This window comes from Variovorax sp. OV084, assembly GCF_900111625.1.
Classification (GTDB): Bacteria; Pseudomonadota; Gammaproteobacteria; order Burkholderiales; family Burkholderiaceae_C; genus Variovorax.
In genome coordinates, this window is sequence record NZ_FOII01000024.1 from 22,744 (window position 1) to 44,352 (window position 21,609).

Below are 21,609 nucleotides of genomic sequence, written 5' to 3' on the forward strand. Positions count from 1 at the left end.
ACGACACCCGGCGGCCTCAGCCGCCGCGGTGCGAGCGAAAGACCAGGTAGCGCGCCGACAGGAAGTTGGCGCTCATGCCGGCAAGGCTGCCCAGCGCCACGCCCAGGGCCGCGGCCCAGCGCCCTTCGACCCAGTGCAGCGTCAGCACATAGGCGCCGTAGTTCAGCACCGCGCCGGCGGCCATGGTCGCCAGGTAGCCCAGGTACTCGCGCCAGAGGGAGCGGCCGGCCGATGCGCTGGCCGCGAAGGTGTAGCGGCGGTTGAAGGCCCAGGTGGTGGTCGCCGCTGCGAGAAACGACACCACCCGCGCGCCGTACCAGCCCAGCAACGGCGCTACGAGGTACAGCACGACCACGTCGACCACGAGCCCGATCACGCCGACGAGGGCGAAGGAGAGGAACTCGCGTCCGATCTTCATCGTGAAGTGCGTGTGCCGCGGGCCGCCTGCTCGCGCACGCTAGGAATCGCGAGGTAGCTAAGCCGCTTGGCCTCCCGTCGCCCCAGCGTGATGGCCTGCATGACAACGCCGCACACGAAGGACAGCATGGCAGCCAGCATCGCACCCGTGGCCAGCACCGCCGTGGGGAGCCGGGGCACCAGGCCGGTGTGCATGTAGGTCATGACGAGCGGCAAGACCAGCGCGACCGACATCAGCACCAGCAGCCCCCCGATGATCGAGAAGAACTGCAGCGGCCGCTCGCTCACGAACAGCTTGCAGATTGTCTTCAGGATGCGCCAGCCGTCGCGGTAGGTCGAGAGCTTGCTCACCGAGCCCTCGGGGCGCGTGCTGTAGGCGGTGCTTTCCTCGGCATAGGGCATGCGCAGTTCGAGCGCGTGCACGGTAAGTTCGGTTTCGGTCTCGAAGCCGCGCGACAGCGCCGGGAACGACTTGGCATAGCGCCGCGAGAACACGCGGTAGCCCGAGAGCATGTCGCTCAGGCCACCACCGAACAGCTGCGCCACGGCACCCGTGAGCATGCGATTGCCCAGGCGGTGGCCGGTGCGATAGGTATGCGCGTCCTGGCCGTCGTCCACGCGGCTGCCGACCACCATGTCGAGGTTGTCGCTCACCAGCCGGTCGATGAGCCGGCGCGCGGCGCCGGTGTCATAGGTGGCGTCGCCGTCGACCATCACGTACACGTCGGCATCGACGTCGGCGAACATGCGCCGCACCACGTTGCCCTTGCCGCGCAGGGTCACGTGCGTGACGATGGCGCCGGCCGCGCGCGCCACGGCGGCCGTGTCGTCGCTGGAGTTGTTGTCGAAGACGTGGATCTCGGCCTCTGGCAGCGCAGCGCGAAAGCCCGCCACCACCTGGGCGATGGCTAGCGCCTCGTTGTAGCAGGGGATCACCGCGGCAATGCGCAGGCCGCTGCTGCCGTGGGTGGTGGGGAAATTGGCGTCGGTCATTGTGCGGCGGGAAGGATACGGTAGACCCGGCTGCCGTCCTTCTCGTACTCCACGGCGAAGTACTTGTCGAAGTCGACACGCGCGCTGAACACCGGCACCACGCTGTCTGGCAGGACGACCGCAACAAAGCCCAGGCCACCGAGCTTGCGCGCGAGATCGCCGCCCGACAGGCGCCCGAAGTCGGTGTAGCGCCACGGCCCGAGCGTGTCGCCCCAGATGGGGTTGGGGCCGTAGTAGATCGCCTCGTTCAGCGCGATCTGGTAGACGCGGCCGGTGGCAGTGCGGCGCAGGTAGTCCATGACTGCATAGCCCGGCACGTGCTTGCGCAGCACGGCATCGCGGGCTTCCGGGGTGATCGAGACCATCGACACCTTCACCGCGGTCTGGCGCACCGACACGGCAGCCAGCACGGCCAGCAGCAGCACGAGCACCCAGTCGCCCGCGCGGGCGCCGGAACGCGCGGTGTCGCGGCTCATCGAGCCCGTCGCGACGGCGCCGGCATCCTGCTGCTTCTCCTTCGAACCGAACACGCGGCGCAAGCCCGATGCGGCCCAACCGAACAGCACCTGCCAGCCGATCGCCGCGATGGCGGCCAGCAGCGGGAACGAGGCCGTCAGGTAGCGTGGATAGCGCGAGGTCACGACCCAGACCACCACCGAGTACAGGCAGAACCAGCCAGCGGCGCGCACTGCCGCGGAGCGCTTCCACAGCACGCTGAACGGTGCGAAGAACACGGACCAGATCAGCGCATTGGGCAGTTCGGCATGCACGCGCACATCCGCCACCTGCTGCACGTAGTCGGCCGGCGTCCATTCGGTGAAGCCGAACACGCGCGCACCGATAGGGTTGAACGGGTCGCCCGTCATGACGGCGTTGCGCGCGTACCAGTACACGCACGGGATCAGGAAGCAGACGAACACCAGCGCCCATGCCTGGGGCCGGCGCTCGTGGCGAATGACGAACAGCGCCACCAGCGGCAGAAAGATCAGCGCCTGGTACTTCGAGCCCGCGGCCACGCCAAGGCAGAACGCAGCCACGCCGAGCCAGCGCATGCCGCCGTGCACGGGCTTTCCGGGTTCCGATTCGCGCCACCACCACAGCGCCACGCAGGCCGACAGCACGAACAGCGCCACGCCCATGTCGATCAGTGCGTTCGAATAATCGCCAAGCCCCAGCCAGATGGCCGCGCCGATGCAGGCGGTGAGCCGGTTGGCGTGCAGGATGCCGAGGCGGAAGATCATCACCACCGACAGCGCACCCGCCAGTGCATTGAGGAAGTGCGGCAGCACGTCGTCGCCGACCTGCAGTGCGGCGGCGTAGAGCAGGTTGTAGTTGTACGGGAACCAGGGGTAGCGCAGCCAGTCGTGGATGCCCAGCGAGCCCTGCTGCGCGACCTGGCGCGCATACGGCAAGTGGTACATCAGCTCGTCGAAGGCGATCGGCGGCGCGAGCGGCGCTACCAGCGCGGGCAATGCGACCAGGGCCAGCGCGATCATCGCGACGCGTTCGAAGTAGGTCCACGGCGCGGCGGGTTCGTTCGCACGCAGGGCACGCCGCACGCGCAGCCACGACGGCAGCTGGATCGCCGCCGCAACGAAGCCCGCCACGACAAGCGCCACGGTCGCGCCCATCTTGAAGGCCCCGAAGATGGCCAGCGCCTGGAACGCGCAGATGAAGAGGCCAACGCCCAGCGCCACGGCCATGGCGGCTTCGAGCCCAGCGTCGCGGCGCGGCGGCGGGGCCATGCGGCCCAGCAATGCGCGGCCGTAACCCCAGCAGCTGAACACGAAAACCGCCAGTGCCGCGTAGTGCGCGGCTGCAAACATCAGCTTCTGAATAACAACTCCCGGCGCCGGGCGGCCGCGCCGGCCGGCAGGTTCAAAGATTGGGCGCCAGCAGACGCTCGAGATCGGACTCGCTCTCCTTGCGCCGCGCGGCCTGGTCCTGCAACTGATCGTGTCCGATCTTGCCGACGTTGAAGTACGTCGAATCGGGGTGGCTCAGGTAGAAACCGCTCACGCTGGCGGCGGGCATCATAGCGAGGCTTTCCGTCAGGGTCATGCCAATGTCCGCGCAGGCCAGAAGGTCGAACATGGGGCGCTTCACGCTGTGGTCGGGGCAGGCCGGGTAGCCGGGCGCGGGGCGGATGCCACGGTACTTCTCCGCGATCATGTCGTCGTTGCTCAGGCTTTCGTCGCTCGCGTAGCCCCAGAGATCGGTGCGCACGCGGTGGTGCAGCGACTCGGCGAAGGCCTCGGCCAGCCGGTCGGCCAGGGCCTTGAGCATGATGGCGGAGTAGTCGTCGAGGTCGTCGATGAAGTACTTCTCTTTTTTCTCGACGCCCAGGCCGGCGGTGACGGCGAACATGCCGACGTAATCTTTCACGCCACTGTCCTTGGGCGCGACGAAGTCGGACAGGCAGCGGCTGGGGCGCATCACGCCGTCGATCATCTGCTTCTCGGTCTGCTGGCGCATGCCGTACCAGGTGAGCGCGACCTCGCTGCGCGACTCGTCGGTGTACAGCTCGATGTCGTCGTCGTTCACCGTGTTGGCGGGCCAGAAGCCGACGATGCCGCTCGCGCTGAGCCAGCGGCCTTCAATGAGGCGCTTGAGCATGCGCTGGCCGTCGGCGTACACGCGCACGGCCTCGGTGCCGACGATCTCGTCCTTCAGGATGGCCGGGAACGGGCCGGCCAGGTCCCAGGTCTGGAAGAACGGGCCCCAGTCGATGTACTTGGCCAGATCGGTCAGGTCGAAGTTCTTGAACACGCGCCGGCCAATGAACTTGGGCACCGGCGGCAGGTAGTTCGCGAAGTCGATCGGCGTCTTGTTGGCGCGCGCCTTGGCCAGCGGCCACATCGGCACCTGCTTCTTGTTGGCGTGCTGCTGGCGCACCTTGACGTAGTCGGCGTTGATCTCGTCGATGTACGCGGTGGCCTGGTCGGAAAGCAGGCTCTGCGCCACGCTCACGCTGCGCGAAGCGTCGGGCACGTAGACCACGGGGCCTTCGTAGTGCGGCGCGATCTTCACGGCCGTGTGCACGCGGCTGGTGGTGGCGCCGCCGATGAGCAGCGGAATCTTCTTGATGCGGAAGTGATCGTCCTTCTGCATCTCGCCGGCCACGTACTGCATTTCTTCGAGGCTCGGCGTGATGAGGCCCGACAGGCCCACGATGTCCGCGCCCTCGACCTTCGCCTTGGCCAGGATCTCGTGGCACGGGACCATCACGCCCATGTTCACCACTTCGAAGTTGTTGCACTGGAGCACGACGGTGACGATGTTCTTGCCGATGTCGTGCACGTCGCCCTTCACGGTGGCGATGATGATCTTGCCCTTGGTGCGCACGTCGCGGCCCGCGGCCTCGTCCTGGCGCTTTTCTTCCTCGATGTAGGGAATGAGGTGGGCCACGGCCGACTTCATCACGCGCGCCGACTTCACCACCTGCGGCAGGAACATCTTGCCCTGGCCGAACAGGTCGCCCACGATGTTCATGCCGTCCATCAGCGGGCCTTCGATCACGTGCAGCGGGCGGCCGCCCTTGGCGAGGATCTGCTGGTAGGCCTCTTCGGTGTCTTCCACGATGAAGTCGGTGATGCCGTGCACCATCGCGTGCGACAGGCGCTGGTTGACGTGCACCGGGTTCTCGGGCGTGCCGCGCCATTCGAGCTTCTTGCTGTCGTCCTTGGCGCCGCTCTTGGCGGTTTCGGCCACTTCGACGAGGCGCTCGCCGGCGTCGGCGCGGCGGTTGAGCACCACGTCTTCGACGCGCTCGCGCAGTTCGGGTTCGAGGTCGTCGTACACGCCGACCATGCCGGCGTTGACGATGCCCATGTCCATGCCCGCCTTGATCGCGTGGTACAGGAACACGGTGTGAATCGCTTCGCGCACCGGGTCGTTGCCGCGGAAGCTGAAGCTCACGTTCGAAACGCCGCCCGACACCTTGGCGCCCGGCAGGTTCTCCTTGATCCAGCGCACGGCGTTGATGAAGTCGACCGCGTAGTTGTCGTGCTCCTCGATGCCGGTGGCAATGGCGAAGATGTTCGGGTCGAAGATGATGTCTTCGGGCGAGAAGCCCACCTCGTCGACCAGGATGCGGTAGGCGCGCTCGCAGATCTCGATCTTGCGTGCGTAGGTGTCGGCCTGGCCTTTTTCATCGAAGGCCATCACCACTGCGGCGGCGCCGTAGCGCTTCACCAGCTTGGCCTCGTGCTTGAACTTGTCGACCCCCTCCTTCATGGAGATGGAGTTGACGATGCCCTTGCCCTGGATGCAGCGCAGGCCGGCTTCGATGACTTCCCACTTCGAGCTGTCGACCATCACCGGCACGCGCGCGATGTCGGGTTCGCTGGCGATGAGGTTCAGAAAGCGGACCATCGCGGCCTTGCTGTCGAGCATGGCCTCGTCCATGTTGATGTCGATCACCTGCGCGCCGTTCTCGACCTGCTGGCGCGCCACGGCCAGGGCTTCTTCGAACTGGCCGTTCAGGATCATCCGCGCGAAGGCCTTGGAGCCCGTGACGTTGGTGCGCTCGCCGATGTTGACGAACAGCGTGCCCTCGCCGATGGCAACCGGTTCGAGGCCGGACAGCTTCATGGGAGGGGGCATTGGGGAAGACATGGTTTGACTCGAGGGCAAAAGCGGTTATTCGTGCGCGGGTTGGGGGAGTCTATCGCCCTCCCCCAAGCAGATAGCGTGCAAGGAGTAAGTCTGAATCATGAAAGGGTAAGTCCGAATCGATAGCGAATCCCTGATTTCGCAGAATGAAAAGAGCACGCTCGTTCTTTTTTGCGTGCATCCCCAAAACCGATCCAACCCAATTGCAGGGAGTTCCGATGATTCGACTGAAGACGATTCTGGCTTCGACGGGCAGGAAAAGCGGTACGGCGCGGCGCTCTGCCGGCGCGCTGCTGATGTGCGGCGTGCTGGCCTTCGCGCCCCTGGTGCAGACGGCCCAGGCAGCCACGAGCAAGGCCGCGCAGACGGCCTACCCGATCGTGCTGGTGCACGGCATGCTGGGCTTCGACACCATCGCGGGCATCGACTACTGGTACGGCATTCCCGGCGAGCTTCGCGCCCAGGGCGCCAAGGTCTTCGTCGCCGAAGTGGCGGCCACCAACAGCAGCGAAGTGCGCGGCGAACAGCTGCTCAAGCAGGTCAAGGACGTGCTGGCGCTCACCGGCGCGAGCAAGGTCAACCTGATCGGTCATTCGCACGGCGGGCCCACGGCGCGCTATGTCTCGGGCGTGGCGCCGGAGCTTGTGGCCTCCGTCACGACGGTGGGCAGCCCTCACAAGGGCAGCAAGGTGGCCGACGTGCTCGGCGACACGCTGCCGGCCGGCAGCCTCAGCCGGACCGTGGTGGTCAGCGCCGTCAACGCGTTCTCCAGCCTGCTCGGCATTCTCTCGGGCAACAACACGCCCCAGAACGGGCTGGGCGCGCTCGATTCGCTGAACACCGTGGGCTCGGCGAAGTTCAACGCCAAGTTCCCCGACGGCGTGCCCACCACGGCCTGCGGCAACGGGGCCGAGCTGGTCAACGGCGTGCGGTACTTCTCCTGGTCGGGCACCCAGCCGCTGACCAACGTGTTCGACGCCTCCGACTACCCGCTGTCGCTGCTGAGCGCGGTCCACGGCGAAGCCAACGACGGGCTGGCATCGGCCTGCAGTTCGCATCTGGGCACCTACCTTGGCAGCTACCGGCAGAACCATCTGGACGAGGTGAATCAGCTGCTCGGGTTGCGCGACCTGTTCTCGGTGAGCCCGGTGACGCTGTACGTCAACCAGGCGGCGAAGCTGAAGCAGCTCGGCCTCTGAGGAGTCGATGTCCCCGAAGCTCCTGCGCCCGCTGGCGGCGGTCGCGGTGGTGGTGGCCGCAGGCGTGGCGTGGTGGCAGCTCAGCGCGCCTGAAGCGCCTGCGGTCGTTGCTTCTTCGGCGCCGCCGGCCACCAACCCCGCGGCGGCGGAAGCATCCGCCATCGCGCTGCGCAACAACGGCCATGCCCCCGACCCACTGCTGACACCCGACCTGCTGCGCATCTTCGAGCAGATGCTGAACGACAGCCAGGCCAGGGACAAGGAAGGCCTGATGGCCGAGATGCGCGCCAAGATCGACAAGCACCTGCCGCCGGAATGGCGAGTGCGCGGGCTGGGCCTGCTGGAGCGCTACATCGACTATCGCAACGCGCTAGAGGCGCTGCCGGCGGCCAGCATCGGCGACCCTGCCGGGCTGCGCAGGATCCTCGATGCGCGCGCGGGCATCCGGGCACGCTACTTCGCACCCGAAGAGGTCGAGGGCCTGTTCGGCACCGAGGAGAAGTTCGACCGCTTCAGCGTCGAGAAGCTGGAAATCGAGCGCAACAAGGATCTGACGCCCGAGCAGAAGCGCGAGGCGCTGGCGCAGACCGAGAAGAACTGGCTTACGCCCGAGCAACTCGCCGACCGGGCTGCCACCACGGCGCAACTCGGCGTCGCCGAGCAGACCGCGGCGCTGGAAGCACGCGGTGCGAGCCCCCAGGAGCGCTTTGCCGAGCGCTCCCAGCAGTACGGCTACGAGGCAGCGCAGCGGCTGGCCACGCTCGACCAGCAGGAGCAAGACTGGCAAAGCCGCCTCTCGCGCTACGCCGCGGCCGACGAGGCCACGCGGGCGCAGCTGCAGGCCCAGCTCTTCACGCCGCAGGAGGCGCTGCGGCTTCAGGCCGCGCTGGAAGTCCGCGCCGCCAACGACAAGAAGAAGGCGCCCTCTACGCCGTGACCACCGTGCTGTTCGCCGCCGCAGAAGCCGGCAGGCCGAACACCCGGTCGAAGGCCCAGTTGAAGACGAAGGTGTAGACCAGGAAGAAGATCACCAGCCCCAGGTCCATCACCAGTGCCTGCCAGAGCGACACGCCCAGGCCCCAGGCGAACATCGGCACCAGGAAGGCAACCAGCCCGCCCTCGAAGCCGATGGCGTGGGCGATGCGGCGGCGCAGGCTGCGACCGCGCACGACCTGGCGCGACTCCCAGCGCTCGAACAGCGAATTGAAGACCAGGTTCCAGATCACCGCGACGACCGAGGCGGCCACCGCCAGCACGCCCGAATGGCCGAGGCCGGCGTCCGTCATCAATGCCAGCCCGGCGCTGGCGGCGACGATGGCGATGCCCTCATAAAGGCTGATGTAGACGATGCGACGTTGAATGCCTTGCATGACTCTTCTCTTGGTTTCGTTACTGCGACGACTGGACTTTATGTGTCATCCGCTGATATAAAAAGTTAACTTGTTTCAGTTTTATTGATAGGTCGGGTGCCATGGCTTTTTCCAGCGACAACGTCGAAGTCTTCCTGGCCGTGATCGACCACGGCTCCTTCTCGGCCGCCGCCCGGGCGCTGCACAGGGTGCCGTCGGCCGTGAGCATGGCCATCGCCAACCTCGAGGCCGAGCTCGATCTGCCGTTGTTCGACCGCAGCGGCCGCGAGCCCCAGCCCACCGCCGCCGCGCGCTCGCTTGAGCCGCAGGCGCGGCTGCTGGCGGCCCAGCTCAGGCAACTGCAGGTGCAGGCACTGGCGCTGACCCAGGGGCTGGAAGACCGGCTCACGCTGGCCATTGCGCCCGAGCTGCTGGCCGCGCGCTGGAGCGGTCCGCTGGCCGAACTGGCACGGGAGCACCCGCTGCTGCAGGTCGAGGTGCTGGCGGCCCCGCAGGCCGACGCACTGGCGCTGCTCCACAGCGGGCGCGCGCAGCTGGCGTTAGTGTTCGAGCGCCCGAGCCTCGACGGGCGCGAGGGCTTCCAGGAAGTCGGCAGCGACCTGATGGTGGCGGTCATCGCGCCGGACCACCCCGTGCTCGCGGCCAACGGCGGCCGGCTGCGCGAGGACCACCTGACGAACACCCGGCAGATCGTCGTGGCCGGGCGCGACCTGACCACCAGCGACCCGCGCTTCGTGTTCGCGCGCCATGTCTGGCGCACCGACAACGCACTGGCCGCGCTGAGCCTGATCACCGCCGGGCTGGGCTGGGGCTGGCTGCAGCGCAACTTCGCAAAGCCGCATGTGGCGGCGGGCGCCCTGATCGAGATTCCGTTCGAGAACCTCAGCAACGGGCTGGACCTGTGGGTGGACGTGGTGTGGTCACGTGAGCGCCCACTCGGCCTGGGAGCCCAGCGCTTCGTGAAGTTGATAGCGAAGGACCGGGCAGCCGCCGGTGAGTGCAGCCCCAAGACCGGCGGCGATCAAGGCGACTAGACGACTGGTCTAATAGCCGCTAGAGTGCGGGCCATGAACGCGATCGCCCCCACTCCCGACGTCCGCCAGCACATCCTCGACGTGGCCCATCCGCTGTTGCTGCAAAGGGGCTTCACCGGGGTCGGACTGGCCGAGGTGCTGGCGGCGGCGAAGGTGCCGAAGGGCTCGTTCTATCACTACTTCGGCTCCAAGGAGGCCTTCGGCGAGGCCGTGCTGGAAGCCTATTTCACCGAATACCTGGGGCGCACCGACGCCCTGCTGACCGAGGCACCGGGCACGGCCGCGCAACGGCTGATCGGCTACTTCGACGACTGGCTCGATTCGCAGACCGGCGACGATGCGCAGAGCCGCTGCCTCGTGGTCAAGCTCGGCGCGGAGGTCTGCGACCTGTCCGAAAGCATGCGCGCGGCGCTGGCGCGAGGCACCCGCGGCATCACCGACCGGCTGGCGCGCTGCATCGAAGCCGGCCGGGCCGACGGCTCGTTGCAGGCCGCGCCGCAAGCAAAGGAACAGGACGCGCAGGGAATCGCCGTCGCGCTCTACCAGCGATGGCTCGGCGCCAGCCTGCTGGCCAAGATCACCCGAGACCGCGCCTCGCTGGACATGGCCATGCGCGACACCCGGCAGCTGCTGGGCCTGTCTCCGGACACCTGAAAAAGCCTGGAGCGGGAGGCATACGCGCTCCCGCTTTTTTTTCGGCCGTGCACTAGACGACTGGTCTATTCGCCTCCGCAGATCCGCATCCCCAACCATTACAGGAGCCACCAGCCCATGCCTCAAAGCGACACCCTCAACCGCCGCATCGTCCTCGCTGCACGCCCGCGCGGCCTGCCGACACCGGGCGACTTCCGCCTCGAAGAAACCGCCGTCCCCACGCCCGGCGAAGGACAGGTGCTGCTGCGCACCCTGCACCTGTCGCTCGATCCGTACATGCGCCAGTTGATGGATGAGATCGCGCCGGTCTACGCGGCCTCGGTGCCGCTGGGCGAGCCGATGCCGGGCGGCACGGTGAACCGCGTCGTCGCCTCAAAGCACCCGCAGTTCCGCCCCGGCGATCTCGTGCTCGGCAACGCAGGCTGGCAGGACTACGCGCTGTCCGACGGCCAGGACCTGCTCCCGCTCGGCGAGATGGCGCAGCCTTCGCTGGCGCTGGGCGGGCTCGGCATGCCTGCCTTCACCGCCTACGTCGGCCTGCTCGACATCGGCCAGCCGAAACCGGGCGACACCGTTGTCGTGGCCGCGGCGACCGGCGCGGTCGGCTCGGTGGTCGGGCAGATCGCCAAGCTCAAGGGCGCGCGCGTGGTCGGCATCGCGGGCGGCGCGAACAAGTGCCGCTACGCGGTCGAAACACTGGGCTTCGACGCCTGCCTTGATCGCCACGACCCGGAGTTCGCATCGCGCCTCGCGGCCGCGTGCCCCAAGGGCATCGACGTGTACTTCGAGAACGTCGGCGGCGCAGTGTTCGATGCGGTGCTGCCGCTGCTCAACATCGGCGCGCGCGTGCCGGTGTGCGGGCACATCGCGGACTACAACAACGAGACGCTGCCGTCCGGCCCGAACCGGCTGCCGCTGCTGATGGCGGCGCTGCTGCAGAAGCGCATCCGCATGCAGGGCTTCGTCATCCTCGACCACTACGGCGACCGCTTCGACACCTTCCGGCGCGAGATGAGCGAATGGGTCGATGCGGGCCGCGTGACGCTGCGCGAGGACCGGGTCGACGGGCTGGATAACGCGCCGGCTGCGCTCATCGGCCTGCTGGAGGGGCGCAACTTCGGCAAGCGCGTGGTGCACGTCGCCGAGGGCTGACGCACGCGCCTTCAGGGCCGGTGGCCACCTCCATGGCCACCACCATGTCCGCCGCCGTGTCCGCCACCGTGTCCGCCACCGCCATGCGGGCGTTCGCCGCCGCCCCCACCGGGCCTCGGCCGGCCGCCGGGGTGTGGATGTGCCACGCCGGGCGGAGTCCCGGGACGAAAGCCCGGCTGCGGCCGCGGCGGCCTGATGCCGGGATCGTGCGGCGGGCGGAATCCGGGCCCGGGTGGTGGGCGAAAGCCAGGCCCCGGCGGCCGGAAACCCGGCCCCGGCCGCCACGGGTGCGGCTGCCATCCCGGCCTCACCGGCGGCGGTGGACGCCAGCCCGCCATGGGTGGCGGAGGCGGCCGGCCGCCCCACCAGCGCCGGTCGCCGTACCATGGCCGGTCGCGGTAGTAGTCGGCCCAGTAGCTGCCGATCGCGAAGCCGATGATCGGCACGCCGATCACCGCGCCGTAGGTGGCCAGCGGCACGCGCTGCTCCTGATATGCGTAGTCGAGGTTGCGCGACCAGACCCAGCCGCGCCCGCCGTCGGGCAGCACCACGTCGCACCAGCCATAGCCGCTGGTGCAGCCGACCACGTCGAGCGGCTGGCCCGGCCCGAGCCGCGCCACCAACGGATAGTCGCCCGAAGGGCCGGCGCGCATGTTGACCGCGCCACGCGTGAAGGCCTGTTGCGCCGCGGCCGCGAGCGGAAGCAGCAGTGCCAGGGCGCCGATGCCGATCCAGCGCGGAACGAGTGTGTTCATGGGTAGGCTCCTTGCGCCCCAGCGTAGGCCGGGGGCCAAGAGCCTGTCAATCGGCCGCGGGCGCGACCGGAGTGGTGCTTACGCGGCTTCCTTGTAGAAGCCCGCGTTGTTGCTGCCCAGCACGCGGCCTGCCACTGGCGCCACAGCCTTGCCGATGGCCGCGATGTGGTCCGGCGTGGTGCCGCAGCAGCCACCCACGATGTTCACCAGCCCCTCGGCCGCGAACTCGTGCAGCAGCCGCGAGGTCACGTCGGGCGTCTCGTCGAAGCCCGTGTCGCTCATCGGATTGGGCAGGCCCGCGTTCGGGTAGCAGCTGATGAAGGTGTCGCCGGCCACACGCGCCAGCTCCTGGATGTACGGGCGCATCAGCGCCGCGCCCAGCGCGCAGTTCAGGCCTATGGCCAGCGGCTGCGCATGGCGCACGCTATGCCAGAAGGCGGTGACGGTCTGGCCGCTGAGAATGCGGCCCGAGGCGTCGGTCACCGTGCCGCTGATGATGAGCGGCAGGCGCTGGCCGCTGTTGTCGAAATACTCGTCGACTGCGAACAGCGCGGCCTTGGCGTTGAGCGTGTCGAAGATGGTCTCGACCAGGATCACGTCGGCGCCGCCTTCGACCAGCGCTTCGGTCTGCTCGTAGTAGGCCGCGCGCAGTTCCTCGAAGTTGACGTTGCGCGCGCCCGGGTCGTTCACGTCGGGGCTGATGCTCGCCGTCTTGGGCGTCGGGCCAAGCGCGCCGGCCACGAAGCGCGGCTTGTCGGGTGTGCTGAACTTGTCGCAGGCCGCGCGCGCCAGCTTGGCGGATTCGAGATTCATCTCGCGCGCCAGGTGGGCCATCTTGTAGTCCTCCTGCGCGATGGTGGTCGCGCCGAAGGTGTTGGTCTCGATCAGGTCGGCGCCGGCCGCGAGGTAGCTCTCGTGGATGTCGCGGATCACGTCGGGCCGCGTGAGCGACAGCAGCTCGTTGTTGCCCTTGATGTCGCGCTCGAAGTCCTTGAAGCGCTCGCCGCGGTACTGCTCCTCGGTGAGCTTGAAGCGCTGGATCATCGTGCCCATGGCGCCGTCGAGGATGGCGATGCGCTTGGCGAGGATGCCGGGCAGGGCCTGGCCGCGGGTGTAGACAAGGGGCTTCATAAGCTCCGATTGTAGAAACCAGCCCATCGCCCCGCTCTGCCCCGGGACTTGGCCTTGTCCATGCCTTGCCGGTCTGGCAAGGTTGGACGCAGGCACCCGACGCTTTCATCTCCATGCAAGAAGACATCTTCCAGGTCGGCGACGCGCACTTCGCGTTCACCGCGCAATCCTCGGCCAGCTTCGTCGACGGGGGCATGCAGTTCCAGTTGCACACGGCCCCGGTCGCGTTCGATGCGGCGCTGCATGCACCCGCCTTCCAGCCCGACGACGTGGACAACCCCTCGCAGGGCACGATCGCGCCGCAGTTCGGCACTTACGGCGCGTTCTTCTTCCACGACAAGACCGGCGAGCCGCTACGCATCGTGCAGATGCCGCAAAACCAGCCGGCCACCTTCGACTTTCACCTGTACGAGCGCGGCTTCGCGCTCGACAGCTTCCACGGCACGGTGACGCTGACGCCTTCGTCGGTCGAGCTGCGCGGCACGATGCGTTCGCGCTACGACGACAGCAAGAGCGTTCCCATCCACGTCCGCAAGGCTTTCGAGCCGGGTGAAGTGACATTGCAGCCCCACACGTACACCAGCCTCGCGGAGGCTGCCGAGGTGCCGCCCGAACGGGTGCGGCGGCTGCTTGTCCGGCGACCGTGGCAAGGCGACACACCGAAGATCGAGGCCTTCCCGCCCGAGATCCTGCGCTTCAGGAACCTCGAGTTCCTGTCGCTGCAGTTCATGTCGCCGGCACACGCGCCCTTCACAGCCTTGCCGGACGAATTCTGTTCGCTCTCGTCGTTGAAGGAGCTGTTCGTGCGCGGCTCGGCCATCGAGCACCTGCCCGACAACTTCGGCGCGCTCGAGCAGCTGGAAGCGCTGTTCCTGCAGTACGGCAAGCTGCGCGACCTGCCCGACAGCATCGGCCGCCTCTCGCGGCTGCAACGGCTGGTGCTGCCCGGCAACGCACTCACCACGCTGCCCGAATGCGTCGGCTACCTGCCGGCGCTGACCTTGCTGAACGTCGAGAAGAATCCCTTTGTGTCGCTGCCGGCGTCGCTGAAGAAAATCAAGAAGGTCACGCTCGAGAACAAGCTCAAGGCGCTGTATCTCGACATCCGCTATCGCCCGGACGTCGACGTGGCGGTGGCGCCCGAAAGCTTCCTGGCGCGCGGCAGCGCGGAACACGCCGCGATCCTGGAAGCCGCCTGCGCCCGGCACAAGCTCAAGCGCTACCTGCCCGCGCTGCTGCGCCTGGCCCGCAACACCGTGCGCTACCGCACCACCGAGCCGGAAGACTATGCGCAGAAGGGCAACACGCGCTTCGGCGGCGCACCCGACCTTCCGCCGGACATCGAATTTCCCCGTGCGGAAGACGGCACGCACTGGCGCTTCTATGCGCAACTGCGCCTGGCCGACGTGGCCGGGTTGCAGCCCTGGCTACCGCGCGACGGCATGCTCTACTTTTTCGGCGAGGACCAGGAGGAGCTGCAGAAGCACCGGGTGATCCACTCGACCGCCGCCGCCTCGTCGCTGCAGACCTACGTCTACCCGGACGACGCCACGTTCGAGAACGGCGACGCGTTTCCCGGCTTCAAGGCCGTCGCCACTGCCACCGTGTCGGTGCCGAGCCTCTACAACGCGGGCGACCGCCTGACCGGCCGCGACGCGGTGCTGCAGAACATCGAGGACGACGACAAGCTGCAGAAGGCCTACTGGGCACTGCAGGAAGAGCTTTCGGGCAAGAGCGAGGACTGCCACCTCGTCAACGCACACGTGTTCACGCAGCACGAATCGCCCGAGGAGCAGGCATCGGCCGAGCGCGGCGGCCTGCCTGGCGAATGGATCAACCTGCTGATGCTCGAGTCGGACAACCGGCCCGGCTTCTGCTTCTGGGATGCGGGCACGCTGAGCTTCAGCATCCACATGAAGGACCTGGCACTCGGCGATTTCTCCAGGACTTTCGCGAGCCTGGAAAGCAGTTGAGCCTGCGGTCGCTCAGCGCGCCGCGCGCGATTCGGCGAACGCCAGCACCGCCTCGATCATGCGCCGCACATGCGGCTGCACGCCCGCCGCCACCTCGGGCAGATAGTCGAAGGGCAAGGCCTCCTGCATGTAGCTGCTCTGCGTCATCTCCAGCTGCACCGCGTGCACGTTCTGCGCAGGGTTGCCGTAGTTGCGCGTGATGTAGCCACCGGTGAAGCGGCCGTTGAGCACTCCCGTGTAGCCGGTGGCGCTTTCGGCGATGCCCAGCAGCGTTTGCGCCAGCGCCGGGTCGCAGCTGATGCCCTTGCCGGTGCCCAGGTTCAGGTCGGGCAGCTTGCCTTCGAAGAAACGCGGCAGCACCGAGCGGATGGAGTGCGCGTCCCACAGCGCGGCCACGCCATGCTGCGCTCGGATGCGCGCGAGTTCTTCGGCCAGCTTCGCGTGATAGGGCTGCCAGATGGCATCGCGGCGCTCGGCGGTTTCCGCATCGCCCGGCAGGTCGCCGGGGTTGGCATACACCGGTGTGTCGTCGAAGGTGTCGACCGGGCACAGGCCGGTGACGCTCTGACCCGGGTAAAGGCTCGCGCCATCCGGCGGACGGTTCAGGTCGATCACGTAGCGCGAGTGCGTGGCCACGAGCACCGAGGCACCGAGTTCGTCGGCGAAGTCGTAGAGCCGCTCGAGGTGCCAGTCGGTGTCGGGCACATGGCGCGCTTCCTCCGTGAGGCGGGCAGCCAGCGCGGGCGGCACGTGCGTGCCGACGTGCGGCATCGAGATCAGCAGCGGGCGCGTGCCCTGGCGGAAGCGGAATGGCGGTTCGGCGGTGGTGAAGGCCATGGTGGGGTCAATCCTTGAGTAGTTGGGTGCGCGCGGCCACGAAGGCGGCCGCGGCTTCGTCGTGCAGCGCATGGCGGCCGGCCGAAACGCGCGCGCGGCCCGCCACCCAGACGGTGTCGACGGCCGAGGTGCGATGGCTTGCGAAGACGTGGGCCGAGAGCATATCGGGCGCAAGCAGGCCCTGCAGCGCGAGGTGCGAGGCGTCGAGCACGGCGAAGTCGGCCTGCTGCCCCGCTGCAAGCCCACCGACGGCGCGGGCCGATGCCTGCGCACCGCCCTGCACCGCTTCGAGCGTGAGCGCGGTCGCCACATGCGGCTGCGCCGCGCTGGCGCCGACGTTGCGCTGGCGCTTGGCCAGACGCTGGCTGTATTCGAGCATCAGCAGCTCTTCGGCCGCGTTGACGCTGGCGTGGCTGTCCGAGCCCACGCCCCATGCGCCGCCGTGGCTGCGCCATTTGGCGAAGTCGAAGATGCCGTCGCCGAGGTTGGCTTCGGTCGTCGGGCACAGGCCCGCGACCGCGCCGCTCTGGGCCGCGTATTCGTACTCGGCGTCGTTCATGTGCGTGGCGTGCACGAGGCACCAGCGTGCATCGACCGGCGCGTGATCGAGCAGCCACTCGACCGGACGCAGTCCACTCCAGGCCACGCAGTCGTCCACTTCCTTCTTCTGCTCGGCGATGTGGATGTGGATGGGCGCGGTGCGGTCGATGGCTTCGAGCCCCGCGATCGCATCGCGCAAGCCTTCGGGCGGCACTGCGCGCAGCGAATGCGGTGCGAGGCCGAGCCGGGCGCCCTGCGCGTCGCACACAGGCTTCAGCGCTTCGAGCAGGCGCAGCATCGAATCGGTCGAGCGGATGAAGCGGCGCTGCCCCTCGGTGGGCGGCAGGTCGCCGAAGCCCCCGGTCTGGTAGAGCACCGGCAGCAGCGTGAAGCCGATGCCGGTCTTCTTCGCCGCGCGCAGCAGGGCGAGGCTCAGCGTCGCGTCGTCGACATACGGGCGGCCGTCCACGTCGTGATGCACATACTGGAACTCGCACACGCTGGTGTAGCCCGCTTCGAGCATCTCGGCATAGAGCCAGGTGGCGATGGCTTCCATGTGCTGCGGGCCGAGGCGCGCGGCAAAGCGGTACATCAGCGTGCGCCAGCTCCAGAAGCTGTCCTGCTGCTCGGCGCGGTGTTCGGTAAGGCCGGCAAAGGCGCGCTGGAAGGCGTGCGAATGCAGGTTGGGCATGCCGGGGATCACGGGGCCGCTGGCGGCTTGCGTGTCGGCAGGCCGTTGCGCACCGGCTTGCACCTGCGTGAGCTGGCCCGCATCGTTCCACGTCAGCAGGACGTTTCTGGCCCAGCCTTCGGGCAGCAGCGCATCGGCTGCGAAAAGCGTTTGTGTCATTCCTTGGCTCCGATGGCGATGCGGCCCTGCCGCACCACCGCGCGCACGGGCTGCTGGCCAAACCAGTAGGCGAGTTCGGCCGCTTCGCGCACGTTCCACAGCACGAAGTTGGCGGGCATGCCTGGCGCGATGGCGCCGTGTGTGTCCTGCAGGCCCAGCGCGCGCGCGGCATGCACCGTGACGCCGTCGAGCGCCTCGGGCACGGTGAGGCGGAACAGCGTGCAGGCCATGTTCACCATCAGCAGCAGACTCAGTGCCGGCGAGGTGCCGGGGTTGTGGTCGGTGGACACCGCCATCGGCACGCCCGCAGCGCGCAGCGCGGCGATGGGCGGCAGGTGCGTGTCGCGCAGCGTGTAGTACGCGCCGGGCAGCAGCACGGCCACGGTGCCCGACTTGCGCATCGCCTCGATGCCCTCGGCCGACAGGTGTTCGATGTGGTCGCACGAGAGCGCCCCATAGCGCGCGGCCAGTGCCGCGCCGCCCATGTCCGACAACTGCTCGGCATGCAGCTTCACCGGCAGGCCCAGCGCCTGTGCGGCCTTGAAGACCTGCTCGGTTTCCTCGAGCGAGAAGGCAATGCGTTCGCAGAACACGTCGACCGCATCGACCAGCCCTTCGGCGGCCAGCGCGGGCAGCATCTCGTGGCAGACGAGGTCGATGTAGTCGCCGCTGCGGTCTGCGTATTCGGGCGGCAGCGCGTGCGCGCCGAGGAAGGTGGTGCGCACCGTCACGCCATAGGCGTCGCCCAGGCGCCGCGCCACGCGCAGTTGCTTGCGCTCGTGTTCCAGCGAAAGGCCGTAGCCCGACTTGATCTCGATGGCGCACACGCCGTCGGCCAGCAACTGTTCGAGCCGCGACGCGGCCTGCGCGAAGAGCGTGTCTTCATCGGCCTCGCGCGTGGCGCGCACCGACGAGACGATGCCGCCACCAGCCTTCGCCACTTCTTCGTACGTAGCGCCCGCAAGCCGCATTGCGAATTCGTTGGCGCGCTGGCCGCCGTAGACGAGGTGGGTGTGGCAATCGACCAGGCCCGGCGTGACGAGCGCGCCGCCGCCGTCGTGCAGCGCAAGGCCCGCGAACCCTGCCGGCAGTGCGCTGCGCGCGCCGACCCAGCGGATCGCGCCCTGCTCCACCACGATGGCGCTCTCCACCTCGGCATCGATGGCGAGGCGGAGACCGGTCCAGAGGCCGTCGGCCGAAGGGAATTCGTTGGCGGGTTTCATCGTCTTTCCTGTCTTTGCTGTTGCAGGTTACGCCGGCACGACGCGCACTGCGAGCAACCGTGCATCGGTGCCCTCGGGCACTGCCTGCCAGGCCTGCGCTGCGTCAGCCCACTGCAGGCCCTCGCCATCGCGGAACGCTTCGTCGTTAAACCGCCACGCGCCGCGCAACGCCAGCAACACGCCATGCGGCGCGGCGTCGATGGCTGAAACGCCATCGAGCACCAGCACCTCGGCGCGCCACTGGCCGCGCCGTGTCATCACGTTGAAGTCGTTCGACGCACCGCCGAGCAGCGTGCAGTCGATGGCCTCGTCGCCGCTGAAGGCGAAGGGCCGGTGCGGCACGTCGAGCCGATGGTCGATGCGCCCGTCGTGCGTGAAGAGGCGCACGCCGTCGCCCTCCAGCAGCGTGATGCTGCGGTCGACACCGGCGAACACCGAGAACGGCCCCGCCGCTGCGATGGTGGCGATGCTCACGCGCCAGCCGAAGCTGTCGAGCCCCGCGCCCTGTGGCCAGCTGGCGATTTCCTGCGTGGTGCCGCCGCCGTTCTTCCACGGCGTGACGGGCAGCGCGGCGCACGAGAAACGAAGCACAACGCTCATCGCATCAACCCGCCCTGGCGCAGCCGCTGCTCGAAGTGCCGCAGCACCAGCGTCATAGTGCCGGTCAGCACGAAGTACACGACCGCGATGGCCAGGTACACCTCCAGCGAGCGGTAAGACACGCTGATGATCTTCTGCCCTTCATGCATCACGTCGTGGATGGTCAGCAACGACACCAGTGCCGAGTTCTTGATGAGCGCGATGAACTCGTTGCCCAGCGGCGGAATCATGCGCACCACCGCCTGCGGCAGCACGATCTGGCGCATTGCCACGCCGGGCGTCATGCCCAGCGACTGCGCCGCCATCGTCTGGCCCTTGTCGATCGACTGGATCGCGCCGCGCACGATCTCCGACACGTATGCGCCCGAGTACACGCCGAGCCCCAGCACGCCACACAGGAAGGCCGGCAGCAGGATGCCGAAGTGCGGCAGCCCGAAGAACAGGATGAACAGCTGCACCAGCAGCGGCGTGCCGCGAATGGCCGCCACGTACGCGGTGCACACGCCGTAGAGCCAGCGCCGCTTCGGGTTCAGCCGGCCGATGCCGACCAAGAGGCCCAGCACGCAGCCCAGCGCCAGCGCGCAGGAGGTGATCTCCACCGTGACCAGCGCGCCGCGCAGCAGGTCGGGCCAGCCCTCCCAGACGGGCGAGAAATCGAAATCCATGGCTCGCTTACTTAGCGTTGGCGCTGAACCACTTCTTCACGATCTGGTCGTAGGTGCCGTCGGCCTTGAGCTTCTCGATGGCGCCGTTCACCGCTTTGGTGAGTTCCGGCGTGTCCTTGCGGATGGCCATGCCGTATTCCTCGGTGGTGATCTGCTCGGGCAGCACCTTCAGGCCGCCGCGCGTGCGCACGTACTGGTAGGCGGCGGGCTTGCCGGTCACGGCGGCGTCGGCACGGCCGATGTCGACGAGGTTGAACATTTCCTGGTTCTTCTCGACTTCCATCAGCTGCACCTGCGGGAATTTCTCCTTGGTGTACGACACCGACTTGGTGCCCACCTGCACGCTGACCTTCTTGCCGTTGATGTCGGCCGGCGTCTTGATGGCGGTGTTGCCGTCCTTCACCATCACCACGAGGCCGCCCGCGTAGTACGGCACGGTGAAGTCGACGACCTTCTTGCGCTCGTCGGTGATGTAGATGCCCGAGACGGCCATGTCGAAGCGCTTGGAGATCAGGCCCGGCACGAGGCCCTTGAAGTCGATGTCGATCCACTCGATCTTGCGGCCCAGCGTCTTGCCGATGGCCTCGACCAGCTCCACGTCGAAGCCGGTGCGCTTGCCGTTCTCCACGAACTCCATCGGCGGGAAGGTGGCGTCGGTGGCCACGCGCAGCGGCTCACCCTGCGCCTGGGCAGCGCCGGCGAAACCGAAGAGAGCGAGGCCGGAGAGTGCGGCGGCGACGAGGGAGCGACGGGTGTTCATGGTGAAAGGCTTCCGTGGGAGTAAAGAAGAAAAAAAGCAGCGCGCGACTACTGCAGGGCGCGAGAGATGCGGGCCGCCGTGACGACGGTCATGTGGAGCAATGCAGCTTCCATGCCCTCGACGCGCGTGAGCGGCGCCATGAGCGTGATCGCACCGCGCAGGCGCCGCCCCGAGGCGAGCACCGGCGCGCTCGCGCCCCACACGCCGGCATCGACCTCGCCGTGGGTCACGGCATGGCCGGCTTCGCGGATGGCATCGAGTTCGGCGGCGCGCTCGGCGCGGCGTTCGAGGCTTTCGCCGAGCCCGTCGAGCAGGGCATCGCGCTGGTCGAGCGGCATATGGGCCAGCAGGCACTTGGCGCTGGCGCCGTCGCGCGCCGGCACGCTGCGGCCACGATCGAAGGAACAACGCAGCGACTGCTCGCTGTCGATCATCTCCAGGCACACGACGCGCTCGTTCACGGCCGTGACCAGTGCCACGCTCTCGTGCGTCTGTTGGGCCAGCACGCGCATGTCGGCGCGCGCCGCCATCACGAGGTCGGAGTTGCCGTCGAAGCCGGTGGCCAGCTGCACGCTCACCGGGCCCGGTGAGTAGCGGCCCTCGGACTCCATCACGAAGCCCCAGCGGCGCAGCGTGGCGATCTGCCGGTACAGCGTGCTCTGCGACAGGCCGGTGGCCTGCACCAACTCGGCCGCCGTCATCGCCGCCTTGCTTTGCGCCAGCACCGACAGCACGAACAGCGCGCGGTCGTTGTGGGCGGGAGCTTCAATCGGGGGCGTCATCGGAGGCAATCGCTGGAGGTCGAAAGTGGATGCGGCGTGCAGTATCTTGCTCGCCGTTCT

The 21,609-nt window shown here is 68.0% G+C and carries 20 protein-coding genes; 6 read left to right on the forward strand and 14 right to left on the reverse strand.

Translation table 11 applies throughout. From position 1 onward, the window contains the following. Positions 1–16 precede the first annotated feature (16 nt). From BMW87_RS31210 to metH, 4 genes are read right to left on the reverse strand one after another with little or no spacing between them, the layout of a single operon-like run. Positions 17–418 carry a GtrA family protein gene (locus BMW87_RS31210; RefSeq protein ID WP_093081745.1) on the reverse strand — a complete coding sequence of 134 codons (402 nt, stop codon included), beginning with the start codon at positions 416–418 and terminating at the stop codon, positions 17–19. Continuing rightward, positions 415–1,410: a glycosyltransferase family 2 protein gene (locus BMW87_RS31215; protein ID WP_093081748.1), complete on the reverse strand. Its 996-nt coding sequence runs from the start codon at positions 1,408–1,410 to the stop codon at positions 415–417. Before BMW87_RS31215 ends, BMW87_RS31210 begins: the two co-directional genes overlap by 4 nt. Continuing rightward, positions 1,407–3,236, reverse strand: a complete 1,830-nt coding sequence (locus BMW87_RS31220; RefSeq protein WP_093081750.1) for an ArnT family glycosyltransferase — start codon at positions 3,234–3,236, stop codon at positions 1,407–1,409. The genes BMW87_RS31215 and BMW87_RS31220 overlap by 4 nt, the downstream gene beginning before the upstream one ends. Positions 3,237–3,288: 52 nt before the next feature. Beyond that, the gene (metH, locus tag BMW87_RS31225) at positions 3,289–6,027 is read right to left on the reverse strand and encodes a methionine synthase (RefSeq protein WP_093081753.1); all 2,739 of its coding nucleotides are present in this window, start codon (positions 6,025–6,027) and stop codon (positions 3,289–3,291) included. Between the two features lie 224 nt (positions 6,028–6,251). Here metH and BMW87_RS31230 point away from each other — a divergent pair, with 224 nt between their 5' ends. Together BMW87_RS31230 and BMW87_RS31235 are read left to right on the forward strand one after the other, a co-directional pair. Beyond that, positions 6,252–7,223 (forward strand): esterase/lipase family protein, encoded by a 972-nt coding sequence (locus BMW87_RS31230; RefSeq protein ID WP_371258880.1) that lies wholly within the window; start codon positions 6,252–6,254, stop codon positions 7,221–7,223. Between the two features lie 7 nt (positions 7,224–7,230). After that, on the forward strand, positions 7,231–8,160 hold the full coding sequence (locus BMW87_RS31235; protein ID WP_093081755.1) for a lipase secretion chaperone: 930 nt from the start codon (positions 7,231–7,233) through the stop codon (positions 8,158–8,160). On the opposite strand, the gene BMW87_RS31240 is transcribed toward BMW87_RS31235, so the two are convergent. Further along, entirely contained in the window at positions 8,150–8,593 is a 444-nt protein-coding gene (locus BMW87_RS31240; RefSeq protein ID WP_093081758.1) for a PACE efflux transporter, read from the reverse strand. The two genes, BMW87_RS31235 and BMW87_RS31240, sit on opposite strands and share 11 nt — an antisense overlap. 101 nt (positions 8,594–8,694) lie before the next feature. Here BMW87_RS31240 and BMW87_RS31245 point away from each other — a divergent pair, with 101 nt between their 5' ends. From BMW87_RS31245 to BMW87_RS31255, 3 genes are all read left to right on the forward strand, one after another. Beyond that, entirely contained in the window at positions 8,695–9,627 is a 933-nt protein-coding gene (locus BMW87_RS31245; RefSeq protein ID WP_093059259.1) for a LysR family transcriptional regulator, read from the forward strand. Positions 9,628–9,660: 33 nt separating this feature from the next. Beyond that, entirely contained in the window at positions 9,661–10,281 is a 621-nt protein-coding gene (locus BMW87_RS31250) for a TetR/AcrR family transcriptional regulator (protein WP_093081760.1), read from the forward strand. Positions 10,282–10,398: 117 nt separating this feature from the next. Beyond that, positions 10,399–11,433 carry an NADP-dependent oxidoreductase gene (locus tag BMW87_RS31255; RefSeq protein WP_093081763.1) on the forward strand — a complete coding sequence of 345 codons (1,035 nt, stop codon included), beginning with the start codon at positions 10,399–10,401 and terminating at the stop codon, positions 11,431–11,433. Between the two features lie 11 nt (positions 11,434–11,444). On the opposite strand, the gene BMW87_RS31260 is transcribed toward BMW87_RS31255, so the two are convergent. Both BMW87_RS31260 and BMW87_RS31265 read right to left on the reverse strand, forming a co-directional pair. After that, a complete protein-coding gene (locus tag BMW87_RS31260; RefSeq protein WP_093059254.1) occupies positions 11,445–12,188 on the reverse strand; it encodes an SH3 domain-containing protein in 744 nt (247 codons plus the stop codon). Positions 12,189–12,266: 78 nt separating this feature from the next. Beyond that, complete coding sequence (locus BMW87_RS31265) at positions 12,267–13,319, reverse strand: homocysteine S-methyltransferase family protein (protein WP_093081765.1); 1,053 nt, start codon at positions 13,317–13,319, stop codon at positions 12,267–12,269. Positions 13,320–13,432: 113 nt separating this feature from the next. Between BMW87_RS31265 and BMW87_RS31270 the strand changes: the two genes are divergently transcribed. Then, entirely contained in the window at positions 13,433–15,292 is a 1,860-nt protein-coding gene (locus BMW87_RS31270; protein ID WP_093081768.1) for a DUF1963 domain-containing protein, read from the forward strand. Between the two features lie 12 nt (positions 15,293–15,304). Here BMW87_RS31270 and hutG read toward each other — a convergent pair whose 3' ends face one another. The 7 genes from hutG to BMW87_RS31305 are packed head-to-tail and all read right to left on the reverse strand — an operon-like array spanning position 15,305 to position 21,549. After that, the gene (hutG, locus tag BMW87_RS31275) at positions 15,305–16,129 is read right to left on the reverse strand and encodes an N-formylglutamate deformylase (protein WP_093081771.1); all 825 of its coding nucleotides are present in this window, start codon (positions 16,127–16,129) and stop codon (positions 15,305–15,307) included. A gap of 7 nt (positions 16,130–16,136) precedes the next feature. Further along, positions 16,137–17,519 (reverse strand): formimidoylglutamate deiminase, encoded by a 1,383-nt coding sequence (locus BMW87_RS31280; protein WP_093081773.1) that lies wholly within the window; start codon positions 17,517–17,519, stop codon positions 16,137–16,139. After that, on the reverse strand, positions 17,516–18,742 hold the full coding sequence (gene hutI, locus BMW87_RS31285) for an imidazolonepropionase (RefSeq protein ID WP_093081776.1): 1,227 nt from the start codon (positions 18,740–18,742) through the stop codon (positions 17,516–17,518). The genes BMW87_RS31280 and hutI overlap by 4 nt, the downstream gene beginning before the upstream one ends. 27 nt (positions 18,743–18,769) lie before the next feature. After that, on the reverse strand, positions 18,770–19,342 hold the full coding sequence (locus BMW87_RS31290) for a HutD/Ves family protein (protein ID WP_093081778.1): 573 nt from the start codon (positions 19,340–19,342) through the stop codon (positions 18,770–18,772). Further along, positions 19,339–20,007 carry an amino acid ABC transporter permease gene (locus BMW87_RS31295; protein ID WP_093059241.1) on the reverse strand — a complete coding sequence of 223 codons (669 nt, stop codon included), beginning with the start codon at positions 20,005–20,007 and terminating at the stop codon, positions 19,339–19,341. The genes BMW87_RS31290 and BMW87_RS31295 overlap by 4 nt, the downstream gene beginning before the upstream one ends. 7 nt (positions 20,008–20,014) lie before the next feature. After that, a complete protein-coding gene (locus tag BMW87_RS31300) occupies positions 20,015–20,767 on the reverse strand; it encodes a transporter substrate-binding domain-containing protein (protein ID WP_093081781.1) in 753 nt (250 codons plus the stop codon). Positions 20,768–20,814: 47 nt separating this feature from the next. Continuing rightward, the gene (locus BMW87_RS31305) at positions 20,815–21,549 is read right to left on the reverse strand and encodes an IclR family transcriptional regulator (protein WP_093081783.1); all 735 of its coding nucleotides are present in this window, start codon (positions 21,547–21,549) and stop codon (positions 20,815–20,817) included. Positions 21,550–21,609: the final 60 nt, after the last annotated feature.

What these genes read in the sequence shown, in the direction of transcription:
- BMW87_RS31210 (WP_093081745.1), bottom strand. Translation starts at nt 418, where the DNA reads ATGAAGATCGGACGCGAGTTCCTCTCCTTCGCCCTCGTCGGCGTGATC.
- BMW87_RS31215 (WP_093081748.1), bottom strand. Translation starts at nt 1,410, where the DNA reads ATGACCGACGCCAATTTCCCCACCACCCACGGCAGCAGCGGCCTGCGC.
- BMW87_RS31220 (WP_093081750.1), bottom strand. Translation starts at nt 3,236, where the DNA reads ATGTTTGCAGCCGCGCACTACGCGGCACTGGCGGTTTTCGTGTTCAGC.
- metH (WP_093081753.1), bottom strand. Translation starts at nt 6,027, where the DNA reads ATGTCTTCCCCAATGCCCCCTCCCATGAAGCTGTCCGGCCTCGAACCG.
- BMW87_RS31235 (WP_093081755.1), top strand. Translation starts at nt 7,231, where the DNA reads ATGTCCCCGAAGCTCCTGCGCCCGCTGGCGGCGGTCGCGGTGGTGGTG.
- BMW87_RS31240 (WP_093081758.1), bottom strand. Translation starts at nt 8,593, where the DNA reads ATGCAAGGCATTCAACGTCGCATCGTCTACATCAGCCTTTATGAGGGC.
- BMW87_RS31245 (WP_093059259.1), top strand. Translation starts at nt 8,695, where the DNA reads ATGGCTTTTTCCAGCGACAACGTCGAAGTCTTCCTGGCCGTGATCGAC.
- BMW87_RS31250 (WP_093081760.1), top strand. Translation starts at nt 9,661, where the DNA reads ATGAACGCGATCGCCCCCACTCCCGACGTCCGCCAGCACATCCTCGAC.
- BMW87_RS31255 (WP_093081763.1), top strand. Translation starts at nt 10,399, where the DNA reads ATGCCTCAAAGCGACACCCTCAACCGCCGCATCGTCCTCGCTGCACGC.
- BMW87_RS31260 (WP_093059254.1), bottom strand. Translation starts at nt 12,188, where the DNA reads ATGAACACACTCGTTCCGCGCTGGATCGGCATCGGCGCCCTGGCACTG.
- BMW87_RS31265 (WP_093081765.1), bottom strand. Translation starts at nt 13,319, where the DNA reads ATGAAGCCCCTTGTCTACACCCGCGGCCAGGCCCTGCCCGGCATCCTC.
- BMW87_RS31270 (WP_093081768.1), top strand. Translation starts at nt 13,433, where the DNA reads ATGCAAGAAGACATCTTCCAGGTCGGCGACGCGCACTTCGCGTTCACC.
- hutG (WP_093081771.1), bottom strand. Translation starts at nt 16,129, where the DNA reads ATGGCCTTCACCACCGCCGAACCGCCATTCCGCTTCCGCCAGGGCACG.
- BMW87_RS31280 (WP_093081773.1), bottom strand. Translation starts at nt 17,519, where the DNA reads ATGACACAAACGCTTTTCGCAGCCGATGCGCTGCTGCCCGAAGGCTGG.
- hutI (WP_093081776.1), bottom strand. Translation starts at nt 18,742, where the DNA reads ATGAAACCCGCCAACGAATTCCCTTCGGCCGACGGCCTCTGGACCGGT.
- BMW87_RS31290 (WP_093081778.1), bottom strand. Translation starts at nt 19,342, where the DNA reads ATGAGCGTTGTGCTTCGTTTCTCGTGCGCCGCGCTGCCCGTCACGCCG.
- BMW87_RS31295 (WP_093059241.1), bottom strand. Translation starts at nt 20,007, where the DNA reads ATGGATTTCGATTTCTCGCCCGTCTGGGAGGGCTGGCCCGACCTGCTG.
- BMW87_RS31300 (WP_093081781.1), bottom strand. Translation starts at nt 20,767, where the DNA reads ATGAACACCCGTCGCTCCCTCGTCGCCGCCGCACTCTCCGGCCTCGCT.
- BMW87_RS31305 (WP_093081783.1), bottom strand. Translation starts at nt 21,549, where the DNA reads ATGACGCCCCCGATTGAAGCTCCCGCCCACAACGACCGCGCGCTGTTC.